Origin of the sequence: Pseudomonas sp. FR229a (assembly GCF_030209115.1) — a bacterium.
Classification (GTDB): domain Bacteria; phylum Pseudomonadota; class Gammaproteobacteria; order Pseudomonadales; family Pseudomonadaceae; genus Aquipseudomonas; species Aquipseudomonas moraviensis_A.
Genome location: NZ_JARVSP010000012.1, coordinates 1 through 22,298, shown reverse-complemented (window position 1 = coordinate 22,298; position 22,298 = coordinate 1). Strand labels below are relative to the sequence as shown.

Below are 22,298 nucleotides of genomic sequence, written 5' to 3'. Positions count from 1 at the left end.
TCTCACACAAGAGCGTTGCGTTTGGCCATCTCGATAAGTTCTACAAGGGATCTGGCCTTGAGTTTTTGCATCAGGCGTTTTTTATACGTGCTCACCGTCTTGTTACTTAGGAACATGCCCTTGGCAATTTCTTTATTGGTACGGCCCTGGGCAAATAACTGCAGTACCATCAATTCGCGATCATTGACGGATTTGAATAATTCAAGTTCGACATAACGGATATCGTCACAGCGAACCGGATTAAGTGCCTGGCTGGGGAAGTAGTTATAACCGGAGAGTACCGCTTTGATTGCGCTGACCAGTTCGCTCAGATCTTCCTGTTTACAGACATAACCGGAGGCACCGGACTGCATGCAGCGAATCCCGAACAGCGTTGGACATTGCGCGGTCAGAATGAGAATTTTGAAATTCGAACCCATGGTGTTGAAGCGGGCTAGCACTTCGAGGCCGTCCAGCTTGGGAATGCTGACATCCAGGATGACCAGGTCAGGCATGCATTCGCGGACCATTTGCATGGCATCGACACCGTTATCGGATTCACCGACGACCTTATAGCCTTCATGTTCCAGCAGCATTCGGACGGCGAGACGGATAACCGGATGGTCGTCCACAATAAAAACGGAGTTCATAAATAGAGTCCCATGCAAGCATGAATAAAGCGCGCACCTTAGCTCAGATGCGTGAGCACTCGCATGGACTGGCAGTGTCGTGACTACCTTATAGGATTAGTCCTACGCGTAATAAGGAAAGGGACTACGTTAAAATTAGGTTTGACGTAAGGAAGTGCGGGGTTGGCAGGACTTCACTGTTGGCTTGTCAGAGTTTGCAAGTGTTGGGCTTTGATAATTTTGCAAGTGTTTAAATATGGGTTTAACAGTGCGCCGTCGTGGTGTTTATCTTTTCCGCTATCAGCTCACGCGCTGCCCTGGCCAGCACGGCGTTTTCCGAATGATCGCGGGGGGCAGCTGGTTGTATCCAGTCGGTCATGGTGCCCGCCCGACTGGATGCAGCAGACTCAGTGGCTGGAGCGGCCGGTCATTTCCAGCGCCATGTCGCTGGCATAGCTGTCGGTCATGCCGGCGATGAAATCGATCATGCGCAGAAACGAGCTGTGCAACGACCCCCGCGGGTCCGGGGCGTTATTACCGAGCAGATCGAGGATGCGCCGACTCTTGAACGACGGCGTGCGGCCGTTGTGTTGCTCCAGCGCGGCGCCGCAGAACGAATTGAGCAGGATTTCCAGCGTCGTATACGCGCCGATTTCGTGCAAGGTCTTGCGCTTGTCCTGAAAGATTTTCTTGCGGGCAATGTCCTTGGCGTTCAACACGCAGCGTTTCGCCGGCCCGTGCATGTGTTCGACCAGATCGCCGTGCAGCGTGCCCGCAAGCAGGGCGTCCTGTTGTTCGACAAAGGCCCGCGCCGCTGCGTTGGTCAAGTGCTCGATGGCCTTGCCGCGCAGGATCGCCAGCTTGCGCCGCCGGGAATCCTGCGGGCCGAGCTGGCGATAGGTTTCCGGCAGGTCGTCACCGACCAGTCCGAGCAGCAGCGATTCGACTTCGGCGTATTCCAGGAGCTCCATCTCCAGACCGTCTTCGAGATCGATCAGCGCATAGCAGATGTCGTCGGCTGCCTCCATCAGATACACCAATGGATGGCGTGCCCAGCGCTGATCTTCCAGTTGTGGCAGGCCGAGCTTGTGAGCGATCTGTTCGAGCAGCGGCAGTTCGCTCTGGTAGCAGCCGAACTTGTGTTTCTTGTAGCCAAGGGAGTCAGCGTGGCGCGCGGTCCACGGGTACTTCAGATAGGTACCCAGCGTCGCGTAGGTCAGGCGGGTGCCGCCATCGAACTGGTGATATTCCAACTGTGTCAGCACGCGAAAGCCTTGAGCATTGCCCTCGAAATTGAGGAAGTCACCGCGCTCGGCTTCGCTCATGCCATCGAGCCAGCCGCGCCCGGCGGCTTGTTGAAACCAGTGGCGAATGGCGTCTTCGCCGGAATGGCCGAACGGCGGGTTACCGATGTCGTGAGCCAGGCAGGCCGACTGCACCACCATGCCGAGGTCGGCGGGGTCGCACCATTCCGGCAGCGCGCTGCGCAGGGTTTCGCCGACGCGCATGCCCAGCGACCGGCCGACGCAACTGACTTCCAGCGAGTGGGTCAGGCGCGTGTGAATGTGATCGTTGCTGGTGACCGGGTGCACTTGGGTCTTGCGCCCGAGGCGGCGGAAGGCACCGGAGAAAATGATGCGGTCATGGTCTTTGTGAAAAGGGCTGCGGCCAAGTTCTTGCGGGCTGTGCAGCGGCTTGCCGAGGCGTTCGCGGTTGAGCAGGGTAGGCCAATCCAAGGCTGATTCTCTCCGTCTGGTGACTGATCGCCCTAGCTTCCCGGTTCGGCCCCGTGCCTGCAAGCAGAACTACAGGCCCGCCGCATCGATATCGATCAACAGCAAGCGCTCACCGTTATCGAAGAACTGCCCGGCGGTCAGGCAATACTGGTTGCTGGTGGCATCGCGATAAGTACTCGACAGGGTCAGGCGGCGTTCTTCCCAGCCTTCGGCGAGCAGATGATAGAAGTAGGGTCGCCATGACCAGTTGTGCCCCAGGTAGCGATCATCGGCGAACCAGCCGTCGTGTCGCCATTCCAGATTGGGCGTCATTTGCGTGCCGTGACGATCACATTGATAAAAGCGCAGCAGCCAGGGAAACGCCTGCAGCTTTGGTAGTGCGCTGAGCGGAGCGCGGGCCTGCGCCCATTGCTGCAGAATCGCCATCAACTCACTGAGCTGCTGGCGCATCTGCATCAGCCGTCCGCGTTCGCTGAGTTTCTGCTTCACATAGCGCTGGCGCAGTTGAGCGAAGTGCGCGACGAAAGCATCCGTAGCGAAGAAATCTTCCTGCGCACGGGCGAAGAGAAAACCCTGCACGTAGCGCGAGCCGCATTCCAGAGCGAAATTGAGCTGCGCTTCGGTTTCGACACCTTCAGCGATGATCCAGCAGCCGGTTTTCTCGGCCATTTGCGCAAGTGCTTTGACCACATCGCTGCTCGGGCCACCAAGGGCCGCTGCCTGGAACAGGCGCATGTCGAGCTTGAGAATGTCCGGTTGCAGGGCCAGCACCCGATCCAGCTGCGAATAGCCAGCGCCGAAATCATCGATGGCGATTCTCGCGCCTGCGTCGCGGTAGCGTCCGACCACCTGTGACAAACGTTCGCTGTTGCCACCCAGCTCGGTGATTTCGAACACGATGCGCTGCGGATCAACCTTGTTCCGGGCCAACTGCTTGAGACTGGGCAAGGCCTGATCCGCACGCAGGCGACTGATCCAGCGCGGCGACATGTTGAGGCTGAGAAACCATTCTGGCGGTGCCTCATGCAGGCGGCTCAAGGCATGATCACGGATCTGCCGGTCGAGACGACGAAGGGCGGTGGCCGGGGTGCGCGGATCGGCGAATAACGGTCCGACCGAGGTCAACTGACCATCGCCGTGACGCAAGCGGCCGAGTGCTTCGACGCCTGCAATGCGTCCGGTGGCGGTGTCAATGAAAGGCTGAAAGCAGGCGAGCGGTTGCCCGTCGATCACGGCAAGTCCTTAATCTTATTGTTCGTTGGCCGCGTTTGCCGGATAGGCACGCGGGATTGAATCCCCCGATAAGGAGATTCATCCCGGCGCTATTGCAAGATTGTAGCCAGAGACACCGACTCAGCGTTTGCCCGAGCTGTGCATGACCAGTTTGATCAGCGGTCCGAGCGTGGTGCCGAGACGCAGCAGGCGGGTCAGACCGCCACCGCCGCTGCGTTTCGAGCCTTTGCCGGTGAGGAAACCCAGCAGCGTTACCGCCGCCACGCCCCACAACGGCGCATGCTTGATGCCGAAACCGTCCTGCACGTTCTGCTTCATGCCACGCATGCGCTGCAAGGGTTGCAGCACTTGCGCGGTTTCGTGGCGGATTTCCTGACGGTGCATTTCCATGCGCAGGCGGATCAGGGCCTTGCGCATTTCCCGGCGCGAGCTGTTGTGCGGAAGTTCAGGCAGGCTCATGGCAGCAGGCGCTCCCGGTCGTTGGCCAGCTCTTCGAGCGTGCCGTGGAAAGGGGAGGACTCGTCGAAAATCGCCGCTTTGAGGCGCAGGCCGCAGAAGATCGACGCCAGCGTGTAGAACACGCACAGGCCGATGATCGCCGCCAGACGGTAGGTGTCCCAGAAGATGATCATCACCAGCGTCGACAGGCCCACCAGCAACAGCAGGGCAAACACCAGCGCCAGACCGGCAAACAGCAGCAGGCTGACGGTGCGTGATTTCTGCTCCTGCAATTCGATGCCGAACAACTCGACATGACTGTGCAGCAAGCCCAGAACGGCGGCGCCGAGACGACGCGTGGAGGAGGCGGTGCCCGCAGTCGGGCCGGATTCACCGATCGACATGATCAGCGCCGAGTAGCCAGCAGGCCAATCAGAAAACCGACGCCGGCCGCGATGCCCACCGATTGCCATGGGTTGGCGGACACATAGTCTTCAGTAGCGGTAACCGCCGCCTGACCGCGTTCGCGCAGAGTGTCTTCAGTCACTTTCAGGGTCTCGCGGGCGCGCAGCAGGCTGTCATGAATCTGGGCGCGCAGCTCATCGGCCTGATCGCCAGCGAGGGTCTTGGTGTGCTCGAGCAAGCGTTCGGTGTCGGCAACCAGAGTCTGGAAGTCGTTCATCAGGATTTCTTGAGCAGTCTTTGCCTTGATGCTGGCCATTGGTGGATCTCCGTAGGTGGCTTTGAAGCGTTCGAGTATGAGCCTTGCGTGAAGGTTCAGTGCAAATGCCTGGTACAACTTTTGCTGTGTCGTGGTGCGTCGCTTGGCATTCGTGCGCTGTTGCCGGGCGAAAAAATCCAATTCATCTGCTTGCGGTTCGTGATCGGACATCAACAGTGCGCCAAATCAGTTCATCCCATTTGTGGATGGATGACTGACGGCGCGCAACTTGGTGCATGAAATGTCCCCATGAACCGCTTTGGTGCCTTTTTAACCTTCAGGTCTGCCTCCTCATGGAAAATCTGCAAAGCGCTGTGAACACGCTGGTTCACAGTTCCAACACCTTGTTCATTCTGATCGGTGCGGTGATGGTACTGGCGATGCACGCCGGTTTCGCCTTTCTGGAGGTTGGCACGGTCCGGCAGAAGAATCAGGTCAACGCACTGTCGAAAATCCTCAGCGATTTCGCCGTCTCGACCCTGGCCTATTTCTTTATAGGCTATTGGATCTCCTATGGCGTGACCTTCATGCAACCCGCCGCGGTGCTCAGCGCCGACCATGGCTATGGACTGGTGAAGTTTTTCTTTCTGCTGACCTTCGCTGCCGCGATCCCGGCGATCATTTCCGGCGGTATTGCCGAGCGCGCGCGTTTCGTCCCGCAGCTGTGCGCGACGGCGCTGATCGTGGCGTTCATCTATCCGTTTTTCGAGGGCCTGGTCTGGAACGGCAACTTCGGCCTGCAAGGCTGGCTGGCGGCGAAGTTTGGCGCCGCATTCCACGACTTCGCCGGCTCGGTGGTGGTGCACGCCATGGGCGGTTGGCTGGCGTTGGCCGCCGTGTTGTTGCTCGGGCCGCGCAATGGTCGTTATCGCGATGGTCGGCTGGTCGCATTTGCGCCATCGAGCATCCCGTTTCTGGCACTGGGCTCGTGGATCCTGATTGTCGGCTGGTTCGGCTTCAACGTGATGAGCGCGCAGACGCTGCAAGGTGTCAGTGGCCTGGTCGCCGTCAACTCGCTGATGGCCATGGTCGGCGGCACCGTTGCGGCGTTGATCGTCGGGCGCAATGACCCTGGCTTTCTGCACAACGGCCCGTTGGCCGGTCTGGTGGCGATCTGTGCCGGGTCCGACCTGATGCACCCGGTCGGCGCACTGGTGACGGGGGCAATTGCCGGAGCCTTGTTTGTCTGGTGCTTTACCGCTGCTCAAGTCAAATGGCGAATCGACGACGTCCTCGGCGTATGGCCGCTGCACGGCGTGTGTGGCGTGTGGGGCGCAATTGCCTGCGGCATTTTCGGCCAGACTGCGCTGGGAGGTCTGGGCGGGGTGAGTCTGATCAGCCAGGTGATCGGCACCGTGCTCGGCGTCGTGGTGGCGCTGGTCGGCGGCTTTGTAGTTTACGGCGCGATCAAGGCTCTGCATGGGCTGCGCCTGAGTCAGGAACAAGAGTATTACGGCGCCGACCTGTCGCTGCACAAGATCGGCGCGGTGAGTCAGGACTAGATTTCCTCATCATTGGCTCCGGGGTAGAAACCGTGGAGGAGGCGATAGCGATCGATGCGCACCTGATCGACTTTCTCCTGCACCTGATGCGCTGGCAGGCCAAGCATGATCAGTGCGTGTGAAGCGAGCATCAGGCTCGACTCCAGAAGCTCCGGCACCACCTCGGTGGCGCCGGCGGCTCTGAGCTCGGCCGATTGGCTGTCGTCACGGGTGCGCACCAGGATCGGCACCTGTGGGTTGAGTCGGCGCGCTTCGCGGAGGATGCGCAACGCCACATCACTTTGATCCACGGCAATCACCAGCAGCCTCGCGCGTAGCAGGCCGACGGCAGTAAGCAGGTCGCCACGCGCCGAGTCGCCGTAATGCACGTCGCTTTCCCCGCTAGCGGCTTCCTGTACCCGTACCGGGTCGTTGTCCAGCGCGACATAGGCTTGCCCGGCATTGCCCATGAAGCGCCCGATGGACTGGCCAACGCGTCCGTAGCCGCAGATCACCACATGTTGGTCGAGATCGGCGTTGAGCGCGCTGATCTGTTCGATCTGCGCTTCCTGATTGGGCTTGCGGTGCAGAACGGCGGCAAGGCGCGGCGCTGCGCGCAAAAGCAGCGGCGTGAGCAGCATCGAACAGAACGTCGCCGCGAGCAGCAGGGCACCCGGTTCGGCCGGCAGCAAACTGTTCTGTTGCATCTGCGCCATCAAGGCAAAACAGAATTCGCCGCCCTGGGCCAGCGCCAGACCGCTGCGCCACGCGGTTTCGCTGTCGCTGCCACGCCACTTCACCAGCAGCGCAACCACGATGCCCTTGACCAACATCAGTCCCAGCGTCAGGCCGATGATCAACAGGCTGTGACTGACGAACAATTGCAGGTCGATCAGCATGCCGATGCTGACGAAGAACACGCCGAGCAGGATGTCGCGAAAAGGCCGGATGTCGGCTTCGATCTGGTGCCGATAATGGCTCTCCCCGAGCAACATGCCGGCCAGAAAGGCGCCGAGGGCTGGCGACAGGCCCAACAAGTGCGTGAGCCATGCGGTGAGCAGCACTATCACCAGTGCCAGCAGGACGAACAGCTCCGCCGAGCGTGACGCCGCCACTTCATGAAACAGCCTTGGCAGCAACCAGCGACTAGCGAGCAGCAGGCCGAAGAACAGCACCACGGTTTTGCCCAGGGTCAACGGCAAGGCCCAGTACCAGGGCTGCTCGCTGGTCCCGGCGAACACGGGCACCAGTGTCAGCAGCAACACTGCGACGACGTCCTGAAACAACAGCACGCCGACCGCGTTCTGGCCGTGGCTGCTGAATACTTCACCGAGACTGCCCAGCTCCTTGGTCACAATCGCCGTGGATGACAGCGATAGACCGGCACCGAGCAACAGCGCTGGCATCATCGGCATGCCCAGCCCCATCAACAGTGTGCCGAGCAAGGCTGTGCTGATGAGCACCTGCTGACTGCCGAGGCGAAACACCACCTGACGCAGCGCAATCATCTTCGACAGGGAAAACTCCAGGCCCAGCGAGAACAGCAGGAACACTACGCCCAGCTCAGCGACATCCGGCAGATGTTCGCTCTCGTTGACCCAGTCGAACGCGTTCGGCCCGACCATTAATCCCACGCACAGGTAGCCCAGCACCGGTGGCAGTCGCAGGCGCCGGAACAGGGCAATCACCACCAGGGACGAGGCGAGAATGATCAACAGATTTGCAAACACGGGACACTCCGCTGTCAGGGCGTTGGCCTCTGAAGCGTAGAGGCAAAAAGTCCGCGAGGATGACGCAATTGCAATTTGCGCCGAATGATTTGCGTCAGGATTTTGCGCCAGCAGCGTTGCATCCTTTGGGCGGTGGCGGGTCGACGAGGGTTCGGCACCGTCCTAGAATGGGCTCACTTGTTTTCCGGTAATGCCGTCATGCCTCCTGAATGTCAGCTGTTCGGCACCCTCGGGTGTCATCTGTGTGAAGTCGCCGAAGCCGAGCTGATGCCCTTTGTCGAGCATGGTCTGCTGGTGGAACTGGTGGACATCGCCGAAGACGAGTCGTGGTTCGAAAAGTACAGCTTGCGCATTCCGGTACTGCGGCGGGTCGACACTGGCGCGGAGCTGGATTGGCCGTTCAGTGGCGATGAAATCGTGGCGTTTTTACGCTGATGCAGAGTTGTCCTGTTCATTCCGCTGGTCGCAGCAACCCATCCTTGCGTTGGCAGTCCCCGGCTTCTTCGGTTACTGTATGTTCATACAGCAATCGAGTCAGAGGGATGAACCGTGGTCAATGTCGAACAGTTGAAGAGCAGCGTTAACCGGATGTCGGTCGACGTGGTGCGCGAGGCCGTCCTCGAATTGCGCCTGGACGGGCTGGTCACGGAAGGCAAGACGCCGTTCAACAAGCTGCATTTCAATACCTGCTTTGCCGAAATCGAAGCCCTGTTTCAACGCGCCGGTTATCACAAGCAGCTGGATGTGGTCGGTTATCAGGGCCTGCTGTATGCCTTGTACGATCCGGGGCGCTGGGAGGCGGTCGATGTGTTGCGCTGGCTGAAGGAGTTCACCGAAGCGGCGGCACTCAAATCGGTGCCGGCGTGAAGAAACTGCGCTAGGTGGCTTTGCCTCGGTGTTGGATAATGCCGGCCTGCATTGAGGATTCCTGTTTCGTATGTCCACTCCCGTTTTTTCCGCTGCGCACAATCAGGCCAGCACGTTGTACCTGCCGCCCGGTCCCTGGCTGACGGTCCTCGATTGCCTGTGCGAGCACTTCAGTGCCATCGGCCGCGAGCAGTGGCTCGACCGGATTGCTCGGGGGCGGGTGCTGGATGCACAGGGCCAGCCGATTGCACTGGACTTGCCGTACAAGGAAGGTTTGCGCATTCATTACTTCCGCGAAGTACCGGACGAGAAACCGATCCCGGTGGTCGAGTCGATTCTCTACGCCGATGAACATCTGGTGGTGGCCGACAAACCTCATTTCCTGCCGGTCACGCCGGCCGGGGAATATGTCGAGCAGACCCTGCTGCGGCGGCTGATCCGTCGGCTGGACAATCCGCATCTGGTGCCGCTGCACCGCATCGATCGGCACACCGCAGGGCTGGTGATTTTCTCGGCCAATCCGCAAACCCGTTCCGCCTATCAGTCGCTGTTCCCGACGCGGCAGATCGACAAACGCTACGAAGCGATTGCCCCGGCGCTGCCCGATCTGAATTTTCCGTTGGTACACAAGAGCCGGTTGGTCGATGGCGAGCCATTCTTCCGCATGCAAGAGGGGCCTGGTGTCAGTAATACCGAAACGGCGGTCGAGGTGCGCGAGAAAAACGGCGATCTGTGGCGCTATGGCCTGTTTCCGGTGACCGGCAAGAAGCATCAGCTGCGTGTGCACATGACCGCGCTGGGGGCGAGTATCTGCAACGATCCTTTTTATCCGACTGTGCTGAAAGATGTCGAGGACGACTACGCCAACCCATTGAAGCTGCTTGCGCAAGGCCTGCGCTTCATTGATCCGGTGACGGGTGAATTACGGGAGTTCGAAAGCCGGATCACCTTGCAGTGGTGACAACCGATCCACTTTTGCTACGCCCATGAAAAAGCCCGCATCGCAATGCGGGCTTTTGTGTATCCGGTATCGACCCGGAGCCTTACAGCTCTTTAACGGTACGAACCTGATCCTTGTTGATGCGGGTTTCTTTGCCGTCCAGTTGCTGGAACTCGTAGAAGCCCGAATCATCATCGTATTTCGGGGTGTCGACGGCCTGGATTTCGCGACCGTCATTCAAGGTGATCACTGTTGGCGAGGAGCAACCGGCGAGGGTTGCCAGGCCCAGTGCGAGCATGAAAGTGGCGAGGGTCCGTTGAGTCATGAGTGTGTCTCCGAATGGGAAATCTTCTGGTTACTGAGCTTGAGACGTAAACAAGGCGTGAGAGTTCCTTGGATAATGTCAGTCTGACACAGTGTTATGCAGATGTAACAATTCGGGGGTGTTGAGGTTGGCCAGTCGTGGGTCGTTGTCGGGGCATTGCAATGCGACGGCGCCCAGACCGCGCATCACCCGCCCGGGGCTGCGTTCACCGCTGTGCCACGCCGCTTCGAATGCCGGCAATAGCGCCACAGGAATCACGCACAGCAGCGGTTCCCAGTGCTCGCCGTGGCGCAGCATTAAAGGTTTTTCACGTTGCTGATCGGCGGTGGCAAGCATGGCTTGCAGCAACGCCTCGTCGATCCGTGGCACATCGCATGGCAACACCAGCAAGTGCGCATGACGCGCCGCTTTCAGCCCTGCGCGAATCCCGGCCAGCGGGCCCGGAAAGTTCCCCTCATCATCCATGACCAACTGATCGGCAAACGCGGCATAACGCTCGCGATTGCGGTTGCACGAAATAATGAGATCGTCGGTCAGCGGCCGCACCTTACGCTGCAAATGCGCGATCAAAGGCTCGCCCAGCCACTCGATGAGCCCCTTGTCCTGACCGCCCATGCGCTGGCCGCGTCCACCGGCCAGAAGCAGGACAGAGCAGGGTGGCAATGGGCTGTTCAAGGGCATGACGACTCTCCAGAGGGGCGGCAGAAAAATGAGCCGCTGTGATATAACACCGGGCTGTTTCCCCTACAACTGGAAGAGCCTATGAAAGCCAAGGCTGATGTACCTTTCGTGCCGCTCAATATCGCGGTGCTGACTGTCAGCGATACCCGAACCCTGGAAACCGATACCTCCGGCCAGGTCTTCGTCGATCGCTTGATCGCGGCCGGCCATGCGCTGGCCGAGCGCGTTCTGCTAAAAGATGATCTGTATAAAATTCGCGCGCAAGTCGCCAACTGGATTGCCGACGATGTCGTTCAAGTGGTGCTGATCACTGGCGGCACCGGCTTCACCGGCCGTGACAGCACACCGGAAGCAGTGGCGTGCCTGCTCGACAAGCAGGTCGACGGTTTTGGCGAACTGTTCCGCCAGATATCCGTGGCCGATATCGGTACGTCGACCGTGCAGTCCCGTGCCCTGGCAGGTCTGGCCAACGGCACGCTGGTGTGCTGCCTGCCAGGTTCGACCAATGCCGTGCGTACCGGATGGGACGGCATCCTCGCTGAGCAACTGGACGCCCGTCATCGTCCGTGCAATTTCGTCACCCATCTGAAGCAGGCGGCGCCTTGTGAATCCCGTGGGTAAGCCAGGCAAGGCCGGCAGTTTGTTGCCCGTCGAAGCGGCGCTCGAGCGTTTGCTGGCCATGGCCGATGCATCGCGCATTGTCGAGCGCGAGCACTTGCCGTTGGCTCAGGTGGAAGGACGGGTGCTGGCTGAAGATCTGATCTCGACACTGGATCTGCCGCCCTGGCCGAACAGCGCCATGGACGGCTACGCCTTGAACCTTGCTGACTGGAAGGGTGAGCCGCTGGCCGTCAGTCAAAAGGTCTTCGCCGGGCAGTCTCCGCAACCGTTGGAGCGAGGCACTTGCGCTCGCATCTTTACCGGGGCACCGCTGCCGCCGGGCGCGGACTGCGTCGAGATGCAGGAAAACGCTGAAGTTCAGGCCGACGGCCGAGTGCGTTTCCTTGAAACGCTGAAACCAGACCAGAACATTCGTCCGCAGGGCCAGGAAACCACGGTTGGCGAATTGGTGCTGCAGGCAGGCACCCGATTGGGGCCGATTGAGCAAGGTCTGGCTGCTTCGCTTGGCTGCGCCGGCCTCAATGTCGTGCGCAAGCCGCGCGTGGCGGTATTGTCCACCGGTGACGAACTGGTTGAGCCCGGCCAGGCACTGGGCCCGGGCCAGATCTACAACAGCAACCGCGTGCTTCTGTGCAGCTGGCTGCAGCGTCTGGGCTGTGAAGTCATCGATGGCGGAATTCTCCCGGACGATCTGCCCACCACAAGGGCCCGGCTGGGCGAGTTGCAAAATGTCGATCTGATTCTTTCCACCGGCGGTGTCTCGGTCGGTGAGGCGGATTTCCTCGGCATTGCCTTGCGTGAAGAAGGCGAACTGGCCTTGTGGAAGCTCGCCATCAAGCCTGGAAAACCCTTGACCTTCGGCCATTTCCGCAACGTGCCGGTGATTGGCCTGCCCGGCAATCCCGCCTCCACGCTGGTGACGTTCGCATTGCTGACGCGGCCTTATCTGTTGCGACGCCTGGGTGTGCAAGACGTCGAACCGCTGAAGTTTGCAGTGCCAGCAGGTTTTGTCTGGCCGGTGGCCGGAAACCGTCGCGAATATTTGCGCGGACGTCTCGAGCACGGGCGGGCAATCATCTACCGCAACCAGAGTTCGGGTGTGCTGCGTAGCGCGGCGTGGGCCAACGGATTGGTCGAAGTCCGAGAAGGCCGCACGCTGAGCGAGGGTGATGAAGTGAACTTCATTGCGCTCAGTGAGCTTCTGGGGTAGACCTTCTCACCCATGCACGCGTCGGCGGGTACGCACGGCGCGTGCAACGATTGGTTCGGTCAGTTGCTGATCAGTGTCACCAACTGGTCGAATCGGCTGTTGGCCACCCATCCCAGCAGTCCCAGGATGACAGCGGTCGCACCCGCCGAATACGCCAGACGGTGTTTGATGGTACGGACGTCATTGAGCATTTCGTCCATGTCGCGGCGCATGTATTTGAAATGGGTTTCCAGCTCGCTGACACGGGGCTCCATATCAAACTCTCCAGTGGGTTTGGCGCTGTTGCAATAATCCGCTTTTTTACTGGCACGACTTTCGGCGAGCGCGGCGACCGGGCTCACCGGTGCCTTGGTTTCATGGTTGTGCATGGAAGTACTCGCTGAATGAATCAACTGCACGCTTGCTGATGTTTCCATGACGCGATTCATGAAAATAAATCGGGGGGGATCCGTTCATTACCGGCACATCCTTGTGTAATTGGGTTGAAGGTTGATGCTGCCAGCACACGGTGACCCAAGGGCCGGGCGCGGTCAATTAAGCCGATTCCTGTTGTTTCGTAAGAAAAAATACCGCTGTGCAGGAAGCTTGCTGTTCGAACAGGAATTAATTGCTCTCCCCGGTGGCTTTTTCGAGGCACGCCGTGGTCAAGATGTTTCAATCGATTCAATTCTTGGAGTGACGTTATGAGTGAACGCCGGGCACTGCTGATCTTGCATGGCAAACAGGCACTCAACGAGGATGTCCGCGCCGCTGTTGAGGCCAGGCGCGAGTCAGGCTGGGAGCTTGCGGTGCGAGTGACCTGGGAAGCCGGCGACGCCCAGCGTCTGGTAGAAGAAGCGCTGGCCGCCGGCTACACGAAAATCATCGCCGGCGGCGGCGACGGCACCTTGCGTGATATCGCCGAAGCATTGGCTCAGCATCCGCAAAAAGCCAGTCTCGTCTTGCTGCCACTGGGCACCGCCAACGATTTTTCCCGGGCTGCCGGCATTTCCCTGGAGCCGGCGCAGGCCCTCGATCTGCTGGACGTCGAGCCTTCGGATATCGATCTGGGCGAAGTCGGCGGGCAGATTTTCCTCAACATGGCGACGGGTGGATTCGGCAGCCAGGTCACCGCCAATACCTCGGAAGACCTGAAAAAAGTCCTGGGTGGCGCGGCTTATCTGTTCACTGGCCTGACCCGGTTCAGCGAGCTGCACGCCGCTTACGGTGAGTTGCAGGGGCCGGATTTCCATTGGCAGGGCGAACTGCTGGCACTGGGCATCGGCAACGGTCGGCAGGCGGGTGGCGGGCATGTGTTGTGCCCCGAGGCGCGAGTCGACGACGGTCTGCTGGATATCAGCATTTTGCCGGCGCCGCAGGAACTGGTCGGGACACTGAAGAATTTGCTGAGCGAGGGCTTTGGCCTCGACAACATGTTTGTACGCGCGCGGTTGCCGTGGGTCGAGATCAAGGTCGCCGAAGGGCTGAGCATCAATCTCGACGGCGAGCCGCTGGAAGGCGATAGTCTGCGCTTCGTGGCGAAACCCGCAGCGTTGCAGGTGCACCTGCCGAAAGACTCGCCGCTATTGGGCCCACAAGCGTCAATCAGTCATCCAGGCTGATGATCTGTTCACGCACGGCGAACAGTACCAGACCCGCTACGTCGTAGATCTGCAGGCGTTTCATGATCTGCGCGCGATGGGTTTCCACGGTCTTGACGCTCAAGCCCAGGCCGTTGGCGATTTCCCGGGTGGATTTGCCTCGTACGATCAGCCGAAGGATCTCCAGCTGGCGCGCCGTCAGGTTGTGCGAATCGGCGATGTCCGGCTGGCTCTTCTGGTTACGGGTCAATGCCTGGTTGATCACCGTATGAGCAATGGCGGGGCTGAGGTAGCGTTCGTTGTTGCGCAGGGCTTCCAGTGCGTGTTCGAGCTCGGTGGCCGTGGTGTCCTTGAGCAGGTAACCATGGGCACCGGACTCCAGCGCCTGCATGATCAGCGCCGGATCGGTGTGCATCGACAGGATCAGAACCTTGCTCTGCGGGCGCACGCGCTTGAGGCGTTGCAGCGCTTCCAGGCCCCCGGTTTCCCTCATCGAAATGTCCAGCAATACGATGTCGGGGCTCAATTGCTCGACCATTTCGAGCAGTTGCGAACCATCATTGGCTTCGCCGATTACCGCGTAACCGGGAATATCCAGTACCAGAGCGCGCACGCCGGCCCTGATCAGCGAGTGGTCATCCACCAGAAGTAAGTTACAAGTCAACGCATAACCTTATTCGTACTGGCCCGTTCGAGCGCTCGCGGCGCCCAGGGGAAAAGTGCTTCGATTCTTGTGCCTTTGCCCGGCTCGCTGACAACGCTCAATGTGCCGCCCAACTGTTCGATGCGCTCGGCCATCCCGGCCATGCCGCGCTGGCCTTCTCTGGCCGGGTCGGCCGCCGGGGCAAAACCGAGACCGTCATCGCTGATCAGCAGAGTCAGACCTTGCGGCAGACGCTGCACTCGAATCAACAGATTTTTTGCCTGCGCGTGGCGCAGGATATTGGTAACGGCTTCCTGAGCGATGCGAAACGCCGCGACCGCCATTTCCTCGGGAATGCCGTTGAGCCGTTGCTGGCAGTCGAGGCTCCAGTTGACCGAGCTGTTGGCCAGCGTCTTGAGCAAATGCGCACGCAAGCTGGCTTCAAGCCCCAGACTGGTCAATTGCCGCGGATTGAGAATGGCCGAGACGTCACGCACTTTGGTCAGGGTTTCGTCCAGCGTGTCGCACAGCACCGCGCATTGTTCTTGCAGATCTTCCGGCAGGCGACGCTTGAGCCAGTCACTTTGCAGTTTGGCGGCGGTGAGCAATTGGCCGATATCGTCATGCAATTCGCGGCTGAGGCGGTGCCGTTCGTTTTCCTGGACTTGCAGCAGACGATCGGCCAGCTCTTGCGGCTGGAACTTGATCGACTTGCGCGACAAGCGATATTGCACCCAGACGCAGGCGGTCGCGGCGATCTCGATCGCCAGCAACCCCAACGGAATACCTGCGGAAAAACAATAGGCCAGTAAACTGCCAAGGGTCGCCAGAACACACAGCATCAGTGTGAAGCGCCGGGCGTTTTCCCGTGAGGGTGGCCATGTAATGAGTGACTTGAGACTGGCGTACATAACGGATGGAGCCAATGGATGTTCGCTGCGGGCAGACCGGCCGGTAACGGGCGGATCTCTGTGTGGAAATACTGTCAATTATGTTATTGATTCAAACCGCATTCGTTAAGCAATCATTGACCGGCAATAACATCGGTACCGAAACGCTGAAGTCAGTGTGCCATTAATCGGCAGGCAACTAACCGGCGGCATAATACCACTTAACATACCGTTGGTCGCGGTCGCTATATATGTCTATCTGGTCAGGAAATACCGGATCGTGGACGCAAGTTCCATATTGGAAAAGTTGGAATTATTGTATTTGGACGACTTCGATTTGCCTGGAAGTATCGCCGGGTGCACACAGGGAAAACCCTGATGCCGGCACTTGGAAATCAGCCGTTGGTCGGGCGGATTATTTTGCCCGGATTGTCGCTGGCAGGTATCAACTATTCAATTACGACAGTATCGCGGCCTGGTTTCTCAAGCTTGGCGCGCCGTCAGAGACGAAGGGAGCAAACGTTTGCTCGCCGTCTTCGGCTCAAGGGTGTCCTGGCCCATGTGCGCCGCGAACGCTTCAAGCAAGGCTGCCTGCTCGCTTTCATCGAGGCTCAGTTGGCCGGTTTTAGGATCGACCAGTTCAAGCTGCCACGCCATCAGGGTGAAGCAGTCTCGCAGTGCATCGAGGGCCTGCTCGTGCAGGTCGACATGACCCTGGGTCAGATTCAGCAGGTTGTAGATATGCAGGGAAAACTCGGAGATCGCTTCCAGCGCCAATGCTTCGGCCCGGCCCGCCAGCTTGAGCAGGGTGCCGAGCATGCAGTCAATGGCATCCTTGTCATTGCTGATCAGTTGCAGGTGGTTCAGGCATTCTTCGGACTTGGCGAGAAGCGTTTCGGCCTCGACCAGAAATTCGGGGAAGCGCTGCGCCCAGTCTTTACGGTCGATTGGCATGTTCATCTCCACCACGTCGTGTTGGTTGACGGATGGCCGTGTGTGGCGACGATCGTGGATCGTCGGCAGATCGCGCCCGGCGGTGCAGGTGCACGGACCGAGGGGTTCCAGAGGGTGGGTTGCCACTGAATTGCGATCGCACACAATAGCCTGACTCCGTTCATGCAATGAGAATGGCGTCACAGTAATGGCTATTGGAAAGGGCGAATATCAGGTTGGGCCTGATTGTGGCTAGGGGAATCCCTTAGGCGCGGGAACCTAACGTGCAAACCGAGGTCGCGCCGCAATGAATCTAGCAGATGAAATCACGAACGCCAGTAAAGCATGATGTCAGTGTGACATCAATGGGCGTTTATGGCATTTTTACGGGTGCTGCTTACAGCAATCAAGATTAGCTGAACGCGGCCGATAAACCCCCATAGTGAATTCATCAGAACAAGCCCAGGAGTCATTGATGGCCGGCATTCTCGACACGGTAGACCAACGCACGCAACTGGTGGGTGAGAATCGCCTGGAAATCCTCATGTTTCGCCTGGCCGGACGCCAGTTGTTCGCGATCAACGTGTTCAAGGTTCAGGAAGTACTGCAACTGCCGAAGCTGACCTTGATGCCGCAGCGTCATCCCTTTGTCTGCGGCGTGGTCAATCTGCGCGGCCAGACATTGCCAGTGATCGACCTGTCCCAGGCGATCGGCATGCGCCCACTGGTGCCGGGCCCGAACAGCACGATCATCGTCACCGAATACAACCGTTCGGTGCAGGCCTTCCTTGTTGGCGGTGTCGACCGCATCGTTAACATGAACTGGGAAGCCATTCTGCCGCCGCCGACCAGTGCCGGCCGCCAGCATTACCTGACTGCGATCAGCAAGGTCGACGATCAACTGGTCGAGATCATCGACGTGGAAAAAGTCCTCGCCGAAATCGTCCCGTACAACGCCAAGGTCTCGCGCGAGAAACTCGACGACCCGGTACTGGAGCGCGCCCGTGGGCGCGAAGTGTTGCTGGTGGATGATTCCAATGTGGCGCTTTCGCAATTGCGCGACACCCTCGGCCAGCTCGGGGTGAAAATGCACATCGCCAGCGACGGTTTGAAAGCCTTGAACATGCTCAAGGCCTGGGCCGATACCGGCGTGCACATGACTGACAAACTGCTGATGATCTTCACCGACGCAGAAATGCCGGAAATGGACGGCTATCGTCTGACCACGGAAATCCGCAACGACCCGCGTCTGCGTGGCTTGTACGTCGTGCTGCACACCTCGCTGTCTGGCAGTTTCAACGACTCGATGGTGAAGAAGGTCGGCTGCGACAACTTCCTGTCCAAGTTCCAGCCGGACAAACTGGTCGATGTGGTGCGCCAGCGCCTTATGCTCGACGCCGTGCCAGCCTGAAACACGCAGATTTTGCTTCCTGTGAGAGCGAGCCTGCTCGCGAAGACGCCGGCACATTCACCATCCATGCTGTCTGAGCCTGCGCTTTCGCGAGCAGGCTCGCTCCCACAACGGATATGTTCAAACCCACTACGGCTTTGATTCAGCATTGAAGCTCGTATAGGGTGGCGTTTTTCCATCAGGGAGCTGGCCATGCTGCGTCTGAGCGCGCTTTATCGTTACCCGTTGAAATCCGGCAAGGGCGAAATCCTGCAAAGCATCGAGCTGGACAAGCTGGGCCTGGCGGGCGATCGACGCTGGATGCTGGTGGACGAGGCCAGCGGACGCTTTCTGACCCAGCGTGCCGAAGCGAAAATGAGTCAGTTGTCGGCATTGTGGAATGCCAGCGGCGGTCTGACCCTGAGCGCTCCAGACCAAGGCTCCATCGAAGTCCCATTGCCTGCGGCCGACGCCGAGCTGCGCGGGGTGACGATCTGGCGTGACACCCTGCGTGTTCCGGACGCCGGTGATCAAGCCGCGCGATTTGTCAGCGACTTCCTCGGCAAACCGACGCGTCTGGTGCAAATGCCACTGGAGCGGGCGCGCACCACCCAGTCGGGATTCGGCAAGGACGACGATCAAGTGGCGTTCGCGGACGGTTATCCGTTGCTGCTGATCGGCGAAGCCTCGCGGCTGGCGCTTGCGGAAACAGTCGGACGACCGCTGGAGATGCTGCGTTTCCGCCCGAACCTGGTCATCGAAGGCAGCGCTCCTTACGCCGAGGACAACTGGAAGCGTATTCGCATCGGCGACATCGAATTCCGCGTGGTCAAGCCGTGCGCGCGCTGCATCATGACCACGGTCGACCCGCAAACCGGTGAGCGCAGCGCTGATCGCGAGCCTTTTGCGACACTGCAAAAGCACCGCTCTACCGCCGATGGCGCAATGTTCGGGCAGAATCTGGTCAACGACGGCAACGGCCGCCTGGAAGTCGGCATGCCGGTGGAAGTTCTCGAATAGGCTGTCGCTGAAATGAAAAATGCCCGTGTCTTCTGGACACGGGCATTTTTTTGCGCTGTGAAAACCGGCGGGATCAGCCGCGGTATTCGCACAGGTAAGCGGTATCGACGGCGACTTTCAGCTGGAACTTGCTGTTGGCCGGGACGTTGAACTGGCTGCCGGCGGCGAAGGTTTCCCAGTCGCTGCTGTCTGGCAGTTTTACACTCAGCGCGCCGGAAACGACGTGCATGATTTCCCGCTGGCTGGTGCCGAATTCGTATTCGCCCGGGGCCATGACGCCAATGGTCGCCGGACCTTCAGCGGTGCCAAAGGCGATCGACTTGACGGTGCCGTCGAAGTACTCGTTGACTTTAAACATGGGCGGATTCCTCGAAAAGGGCTTGAAAGGGGGCGGCCAGTATGCACAAGGCTTGCAACCTCGTCACGCCCCTAAAGCGGCAGGACCAGCGGCAGTAATCGTGCAGTATTGCGCGCATCTTCCAGGGCCCGATGCTGTTGACCGCTGAACTGCATGCCCGCCAGTTGCAGCGCGCCGTTGAGCCCAAGCGGTCGTTCCAGGCGGCGGGCCTTGGCGAAGCGTTGTTTGAGGTTCATGTGCGGCACTTTGCTCAGGCCACTGTCGATGTTCAGGCGCTGCCATTCCTGCAGCAGTTGCTGGCGATCGTAACCGCCCCAACTGGCCCAGCCTTCAAGGCGAGCCTGATGCTGCGCCAGCCAGCGCTCGAAAGCCGGCCAGACGTCGCTCAGCGGTTGTGCCGAATCGATGTTGGCCTGGGTGATGTGCGTCAGCTCCCGACAGAACGGCGTCAGCAATGGACGGCGGGTTGGTTTGACGAAGCGCTGGAAGTGATCCTGCTCGCGCCCGGCACGATCGACCAGCGTCGCACCGATCTCGATAATTTCCATCTCCGTCACCGGCCAGCCACCCTCGTCTGTGGTGGCTTCCAGATCTATGACCAGCCAATGGGGCATCGCAGGGTTCCTGATTTCCGCGTTCTGATTTATCAGAGCGTAGTCAAACCCCGCGCTTGTGTCCGGGCGACTACTCGACCTGCAACAGAACCTGACGATTTTTTACCTGATCGCCGACCTTCACTTGCACCCGTTTGAGCACGCCATCGATGCCGGCTTTCAGCGGATGCTCCATTTTCATTGCCTCCAGCACCACCAGCAATTGACCCTTGCTCACCGTACTGCCTTCGCTGACCAGCACGTCGACAATGGCACCGTCCATCGGTGCTTTCAGGGTGCCGGAGGCGACGCTGGTCTGACTGCCGATCTGCGCATGAGTTCGATCCTCCAGGCGCAGGCTGCCCGGATGGGTGAACAGCCAGAGCTGCCCGTCGTGCAGACGATAGGCGTGGCGCTGGCGCAGACCGTTGACCTCCATGGTGACCGATTGCGCGGTGTGCTCGATGACTTTCAATTCCAGCGTGCGTTCGCCGACCTGCACGACGCATTCACCGGATTTGCGCGCCAGCACCGACAGTGCCCAGTCCTGCTCGTCACTGCCGAGTCGATAGTGCAGAGGCACGCTGGCGTTGTTGCGCCAGCCGTTCAAAGGGGCGCGATGGGGCAGGGCGCTGGCCTGATAGAACAACACCACGGCAATCGCCAGTTGCTCCGTCGTTGGCACATGGGCGTTGAGACTGGCGTGGCTGGAAAAGTGCTGCTGGATGAAAGCGGTGCTGAAGTCGCCACTGATGAACTGCGGATGTTGCAGCAGGCCTTCGAGCAAACGTTGATTGCTCTGCACCCCGAGCAGCACGGTGTCCTGCACCGCACGCAACAGCTTGCGCCGCGCCTCTTCACGAGTGGCGCCGTGGGCGATCAGTTTGCCCAGCATCGGATCGTAGAACGGGCTGACCGACTGACCTTCAAGCAGACCGTGATCGATGCGCGCGCCGTGCCCCAGCGCTGGCTGCCATGCGGCGATCCGGCCGGTTTGCGGGAGAAAGTCCGCGGCGGGATCTTCAGCGTAGAGGCGCACTTCCATGGCGTGACCGTCGAGATGGATCTGTTCCTGCGTCAGCGGTAGCGGCTGGCCTTCGGCGACCAGCAACTGCCATGCGACCAGATCAAGTCCGGTGATCATTTCCGTCACCGGGTGTTCGACCTGCAGGCGCGTGTTCATCTCCAGAAAATAAAACTGCCCGCGCGCGTCGAGCAGAAACTCCACGGTGCCAGCGCCGACGTAATCCACCGCGCGCCCGGCCTTGAGCGCCGCCTCGCCCATGGCCTGGCGCAGCTCGGCGGTCATCACCGGGCAGGGTGCTTCTTCGATGACTTTCTGATGGCGGCGCTGGATCGAGCAATCGCGTTCGCCGAGGTAGACCAGATGGCCGTGCTGATCGCCGAACAGCTGCACTTCCACATGGCGGGGTTCGATCAGTGCCTGCTCAAGGATCAACTCGTCACTGCCGAAACCGTTCAGTGCTTCGGAACGAGCCGTGCGCAGTTGCGCCGCCAGTTCGCTGGCCTCGTGCACCAGGCGCATGCCGCGTCCACCGCCACCGGCGCTGGCCTTGATCATCAGCGGATAACCGATGCGCTCGGCCTCGGCCAGCAGGGTCGCGTCGTCCTGCGCGGCGCCCTGGTAGCCTGCAATGCATGGAACACCGGCATCAAGCATGGCGATCTTCGACAGGCGTTTGCTGCCCATCAGTTCGATCGCGTCGGCGCTGGGGCCGATGAAGATCAGCCCGGCTTCGGCGCAGGCGCGGGCGAAATCGGCGTTTTCCGAAAGGAAGCCGTAGCCGGGATGAATCGCATCGGCGCCGCTGCGTCGGGCGGCTTCGATGATCGCCGGAATGTTGAGGTAGGACTGCTGCACCGGCGCCGGGCGAATGTGCACCGCCTGATCGGCCATTTGCACATGCAGCGCATCGGCGTCGGCATCGCTGAACACGGCGACGGTGCGATAGCCCAGCGCCTGGGCCGTGCGCTGGATGCGGCAGGCGATTTCACCGCGGTTGGCGATCAGGATTTTGTGGAGAGTGGGCATGGTGAATTTCCTGAAATGATGGCGGTGAATGTGATGGCCTCATCGCGAGCAGGCTCGCTCCCACATTTGCAATGCATTTCGACCCGGGATTTGTGGATGGCGGGCATGGTGGGGTTTCCTGAGGTTTTTGCGGTGGGTTGGATGGCCTCATCGCGAGCAGGCTCGCTCCCACATTTGCACTGCATTTCGACCTGTGGGAGATTCTATGGTTGTCCTCAAGCGATAACTGCCCCTTTTGGTTGATATT

26 protein-coding genes are annotated in these 22,298 nt (G+C 59.8%); 9 read left to right on the top strand and 17 right to left on the bottom strand.

Annotated features, from left to right (window positions below; all coding sequences use genetic code 11):
- Positions 1 to 2: 2 nt before the first annotated feature.
- The 6 genes from QRN33_RS10655 to QRN33_RS10630 form a co-directional block, all read right to left on the bottom strand.
- Positions 3 to 629 carry a response regulator transcription factor gene (locus tag QRN33_RS10655; RefSeq protein WP_042607868.1) on the bottom strand — a complete coding sequence of 209 codons (627 nt, stop codon included), beginning with the start codon at positions 627 to 629 and terminating at the stop codon, positions 3 to 5.
- 386 nt (positions 630 to 1,015) lie between these two features.
- The gene (locus tag QRN33_RS10650; protein WP_042607867.1) at positions 1,016 to 2,344 is read right to left on the bottom strand and encodes a deoxyguanosinetriphosphate triphosphohydrolase; all 1,329 of its coding nucleotides are present in this window, start codon (positions 2,342 to 2,344) and stop codon (positions 1,016 to 1,018) included.
- A 69-nt stretch (positions 2,345 to 2,413) separates the two neighbouring features.
- On the bottom strand, positions 2,414 to 3,577 hold the full coding sequence (locus QRN33_RS10645; protein ID WP_285408458.1) for an EAL domain-containing protein: 1,164 nt from the start codon (positions 3,575 to 3,577) through the stop codon (positions 2,414 to 2,416).
- A 120-nt stretch (positions 3,578 to 3,697) separates the two neighbouring features.
- A complete protein-coding gene (locus QRN33_RS10640; RefSeq protein ID WP_042607865.1) occupies positions 3,698 to 4,036 on the bottom strand; it encodes a hypothetical protein in 339 nt (112 codons plus the stop codon).
- Positions 4,033 to 4,419: a phage holin family protein gene (locus tag QRN33_RS10635; protein ID WP_008079909.1), complete on the bottom strand. Its 387-nt coding sequence runs from the start codon at positions 4,417 to 4,419 to the stop codon at positions 4,033 to 4,035. Before QRN33_RS10635 ends, QRN33_RS10640 begins: the two co-directional genes overlap by 4 nt.
- A 2-nt stretch (positions 4,420 to 4,421) precedes the next feature.
- Positions 4,422 to 4,736, bottom strand: coding sequence for an ElaB/YgaM/YqjD family protein (locus QRN33_RS10630; RefSeq protein ID WP_016770842.1), 315 nt, complete (start codon positions 4,734 to 4,736; stop codon positions 4,422 to 4,424).
- Between the two features lie 293 nt (positions 4,737 to 5,029).
- Between QRN33_RS10630 and QRN33_RS10625 the strand changes: the two genes are divergently transcribed.
- Positions 5,030 to 6,238 carry an ammonium transporter gene (locus QRN33_RS10625; protein WP_285408454.1) on the top strand — a complete coding sequence of 403 codons (1,209 nt, stop codon included), beginning with the start codon at positions 5,030 to 5,032 and terminating at the stop codon, positions 6,236 to 6,238.
- On the opposite strand, the gene QRN33_RS10620 is transcribed toward QRN33_RS10625, so the two are convergent.
- Complete coding sequence (locus tag QRN33_RS10620; RefSeq protein WP_116657950.1) at positions 6,235 to 7,947, bottom strand: cation:proton antiporter; 1,713 nt, start codon at positions 7,945 to 7,947, stop codon at positions 6,235 to 6,237. The genes QRN33_RS10625 and QRN33_RS10620 overlap by 4 nt on opposite strands.
- A gap of 198 nt (positions 7,948 to 8,145) precedes the next feature.
- On the opposite strand from QRN33_RS10620, the gene QRN33_RS10615 reads away from it, so the two are divergent.
- The 3 genes from QRN33_RS10615 (at position 8,146) to QRN33_RS10605 (ending at position 9,775) form a co-directional block, all read left to right on the top strand.
- Positions 8,146 to 8,382 carry a glutaredoxin family protein gene (locus QRN33_RS10615; RefSeq protein ID WP_123419059.1) on the top strand — a complete coding sequence of 79 codons (237 nt, stop codon included), beginning with the start codon at positions 8,146 to 8,148 and terminating at the stop codon, positions 8,380 to 8,382.
- 114 nt (positions 8,383 to 8,496) lie between these two features.
- Complete coding sequence (locus QRN33_RS10610) at positions 8,497 to 8,814, top strand: hypothetical protein (protein ID WP_042607861.1); 318 nt, start codon at positions 8,497 to 8,499, stop codon at positions 8,812 to 8,814.
- Between the two features lie 70 nt (positions 8,815 to 8,884).
- Positions 8,885 to 9,775 (top strand): pseudouridine synthase, encoded by an 891-nt coding sequence (locus QRN33_RS10605; protein WP_042607860.1) that lies wholly within the window; start codon positions 8,885 to 8,887, stop codon positions 9,773 to 9,775.
- Positions 9,776 to 9,857: 82 nt separating this feature from the next.
- Here QRN33_RS10605 and QRN33_RS10600 read toward each other — a convergent pair whose 3' ends face one another.
- Positions 9,858 to 10,079, bottom strand: coding sequence for a YgdI/YgdR family lipoprotein (locus QRN33_RS10600; protein ID WP_016770600.1), 222 nt, complete (start codon positions 10,077 to 10,079; stop codon positions 9,858 to 9,860).
- Positions 10,080 to 10,157: 78 nt separating this feature from the next.
- Positions 10,158 to 10,760, bottom strand: a complete 603-nt coding sequence (gene mobA / locus QRN33_RS10595) for a molybdenum cofactor guanylyltransferase MobA (protein WP_285408451.1) — start codon at positions 10,758 to 10,760, stop codon at positions 10,158 to 10,160.
- 81 nt (positions 10,761 to 10,841) lie between these two features.
- Between mobA and moaB the strand changes: the two genes are divergently transcribed.
- The gene (gene moaB, locus QRN33_RS10590) at positions 10,842 to 11,381 is read left to right on the top strand and encodes a molybdenum cofactor biosynthesis protein B (RefSeq protein ID WP_016770598.1); all 540 of its coding nucleotides are present in this window, start codon (positions 10,842 to 10,844) and stop codon (positions 11,379 to 11,381) included.
- Positions 11,365 to 12,591, top strand: a complete 1,227-nt coding sequence (locus QRN33_RS10585) for a molybdopterin molybdotransferase MoeA (protein ID WP_285408450.1) — start codon at positions 11,365 to 11,367, stop codon at positions 12,589 to 12,591. The genes moaB and QRN33_RS10585 overlap by 17 nt, the downstream gene beginning before the upstream one ends.
- Positions 12,592 to 12,650: 59 nt before the next feature.
- Here QRN33_RS10585 and QRN33_RS10580 read toward each other — a convergent pair whose 3' ends face one another.
- Together QRN33_RS10580 and QRN33_RS10575 are read right to left on the bottom strand one after the other, a co-directional pair.
- A complete protein-coding gene (locus tag QRN33_RS10580) occupies positions 12,651 to 12,959 on the bottom strand; it encodes a hypothetical protein (RefSeq protein WP_185054017.1) in 309 nt (102 codons plus the stop codon).
- 56 nt (positions 12,960 to 13,015) lie between these two features.
- Positions 13,016 to 13,249, bottom strand: coding sequence for a hypothetical protein (locus QRN33_RS10575; protein WP_133247397.1), 234 nt, complete (start codon positions 13,247 to 13,249; stop codon positions 13,016 to 13,018).
- 25 nt (positions 13,250 to 13,274) lie between these two features.
- On the opposite strand from QRN33_RS10575, the gene yegS reads away from it, so the two are divergent.
- Positions 13,275 to 14,192 (top strand): lipid kinase YegS, encoded by a 918-nt coding sequence (gene yegS / locus QRN33_RS10570; RefSeq protein WP_042607857.1) that lies wholly within the window; start codon positions 13,275 to 13,277, stop codon positions 14,190 to 14,192.
- Here yegS and QRN33_RS10565 read toward each other — a convergent pair.
- The 3 genes from QRN33_RS10565 to QRN33_RS10555 all read right to left on the bottom strand — a co-directional run bounded on the left by QRN33_RS10565 (position 14,176) and on the right by QRN33_RS10555 (position 16,658).
- Positions 14,176 to 14,835, bottom strand: coding sequence for a response regulator (locus tag QRN33_RS10565; protein WP_042607856.1), 660 nt, complete (start codon positions 14,833 to 14,835; stop codon positions 14,176 to 14,178). The two genes, yegS and QRN33_RS10565, sit on opposite strands and share 17 nt — an antisense overlap.
- Positions 14,832 to 15,725: a sensor histidine kinase gene (locus tag QRN33_RS10560; RefSeq protein WP_285408687.1), complete on the bottom strand. Its 894-nt coding sequence runs from the start codon at positions 15,723 to 15,725 to the stop codon at positions 14,832 to 14,834. Before QRN33_RS10560 ends, QRN33_RS10565 begins: the two co-directional genes overlap by 4 nt.
- Positions 15,726 to 16,187: 462 nt before the next feature.
- Positions 16,188 to 16,658, bottom strand: a complete 471-nt coding sequence (locus QRN33_RS10555; protein ID WP_042607854.1) for a hypothetical protein — start codon at positions 16,656 to 16,658, stop codon at positions 16,188 to 16,190.
- 454 nt (positions 16,659 to 17,112) lie between these two features.
- On the opposite strand from QRN33_RS10555, the gene QRN33_RS10550 reads away from it, so the two are divergent.
- Positions 17,113 to 18,048 (top strand): chemotaxis protein CheV, encoded by a 936-nt coding sequence (locus QRN33_RS10550; protein ID WP_016770829.1) that lies wholly within the window; start codon positions 17,113 to 17,115, stop codon positions 18,046 to 18,048.
- 192 nt (positions 18,049 to 18,240) lie between these two features.
- Positions 18,241 to 19,047 (top strand): MOSC domain-containing protein, encoded by an 807-nt coding sequence (locus tag QRN33_RS10545; RefSeq protein WP_064361557.1) that lies wholly within the window; start codon positions 18,241 to 18,243, stop codon positions 19,045 to 19,047.
- Between the two features lie 73 nt (positions 19,048 to 19,120).
- Here the strand turns inward: QRN33_RS10545 and ppnP are convergent, their stop codons facing one another.
- From ppnP to QRN33_RS10530, 3 genes are all read right to left on the bottom strand, one after another.
- Positions 19,121 to 19,405, bottom strand: coding sequence for a pyrimidine/purine nucleoside phosphorylase (ppnP, locus tag QRN33_RS10540; RefSeq protein ID WP_039759849.1), 285 nt, complete (start codon positions 19,403 to 19,405; stop codon positions 19,121 to 19,123).
- 71 nt (positions 19,406 to 19,476) lie between these two features.
- The gene (locus QRN33_RS10535) at positions 19,477 to 20,019 is read right to left on the bottom strand and encodes a 3'-5' exonuclease (RefSeq protein WP_252880572.1); all 543 of its coding nucleotides are present in this window, start codon (positions 20,017 to 20,019) and stop codon (positions 19,477 to 19,479) included.
- Between the two features lie 70 nt (positions 20,020 to 20,089).
- The gene (locus tag QRN33_RS10530) at positions 20,090 to 22,051 is read right to left on the bottom strand and encodes an acetyl-CoA carboxylase biotin carboxylase subunit (protein WP_285408444.1); all 1,962 of its coding nucleotides are present in this window, start codon (positions 22,049 to 22,051) and stop codon (positions 20,090 to 20,092) included.
- Positions 22,052 to 22,298 lie beyond the last annotated feature (247 nt).